We start from the raw sequence: 1,521 nt of genomic DNA, 5'->3' as shown, positions 1-1,521 counted from the left end.
ACCATACAAGGTCGGATTGCCCACTGGAAGGGCTATCAGCGCGATTTTGTGCCCCTAACAAGAGGGCATTGGCGGCGCGTGCGTTTGTGTGGGCTGTTTGGTTCATGTTAGATGCAGGGGACGTGGACTGTCAGGTCCCCCGGAGAGGATTCCGTGCTCATTTCCACAGCACCTTCCGTTACTCATACGGCCCTCTTGGGGCTGGGCGTTTACCGGCCCCGACGGAGTGTCCCCAATTCCGAAATCGTCGATCGTATCGACTCTTCCGACGAATGGATCCGCACCCGGTCGGGAATTGCAGCGCGCGGGTGGGCGGAACCGGACGAAACCATCGTGGCGATGAGCGTCAGCGCCGCTCGCAGCGCACTCGCCGCGGCCGGAATCGCCGCCGAACAGATCGATGCAGTCGTACTCGCGACATCGTCGCAAATGGTGCTCGGCCCCTCCGCGGGCGCGGTCGTGGCGACGGAACTCGGATTGCACGACACCGCAGCGTTCGACGTCTCAGCTGGGTGCGCGGGCTTTTGCTACGCGCTCGGCAACGCCGCAGCCCTCGTCCGCGCGGGTCAGGCACGCCATGTTCTGGTGATCGGCGTGGAACGGCTTTCCGATCTGCTCGATCCGACCGACCGTACCTGTGCGTTCATTTTCGCGGACGGGGCTGGAGCAGTCGTGGTCGGTCCGTCCGAGTCCGAAGGTATCGGTCCGGTCGCATGGGGTTCGGATGGAAGCCAGACGTCTGCAATCAAGCAGGACAAGGACTTCACCCAGTAYTTCGCCGAGGTCGCTGCGGCCGAGCAATCCGGCGAACGCAGTGAACGACCGTACATCCGAATGAACGGCCAGGCTGTATTTCGCTGGGCAATAACCTTTTTGGAGAAGGCCTGCCGCGACGCACTGGACAAAGCTGGAATCACGGCCCACGACCTCGACGCGTTCGTTCCACACCAAGCCAACAGTCGCATCACCGACGCGCTCGTACGAACGCTGGGACTGCCCGACACCGTCGCAGTTGCCCGCGACATCACCGAAAGCGGAAATACCAGCGCAGCATCGATTCCGATGGCCATGGAACAACTTCTCCGTTCCGGCGAGGCCCGACACGGAGACACGGCGCTGCTGCTCGGATTCGGTGCCGGCCTGGCTTATGCAGGACAAGTTGTCCATCTCCCACCTCTGGCATAACCCAACCGATTCGAATGATTCGGTTCAATGACCGATCGAGATGCGCTCCAGGGGCTGGCGAARTGTGCCCCGTTCGTGGGCTTCGAGGGCGATCCGAGATAGTTTGCAGTGGAACGGTATTCGTCTTGCATGGTCAGCCAGAAGCCGAAACTCGCTCCGGAAGCTATGGTGTGGGCTCGCGGTTGGTAACGGTTCCAATCGCCCGTCATCCGAATCTAAGGGACTGTTTTAGGGTGGAGATGCCGGGTGGAACAAAGAGCCCGGCGCAATAAGTGGGTCTCCGCGATGTGTGCTCAACACGGGGACGTCTCACCTCATGGAGTCCCTGACCGGCAT

At 61.4% G+C, this 1,521-nt stretch carries 1 protein-coding gene; it reads left to right on the top strand.

Annotated features, from left to right (window positions below):
* Positions 1 to 111 precede the first annotated feature (111 nt).
* Complete coding sequence (locus tag AC1DVN_RS30855) at positions 112 to 1,185, top strand: beta-ketoacyl-ACP synthase III (protein ID WP_195849595.1); 1,074 nt, start codon at positions 112 to 114, stop codon at positions 1,183 to 1,185.
* Positions 1,186 to 1,521: the final 336 nt, after the last annotated feature.

It is taken from the genome of Rhodococcus sp. P4_E4, assembly GCF_056401575.1.
Note: the sequence above shows the minus strand (reverse complement) of the source record. Positions and strands in the feature narration are given on the sequence as shown.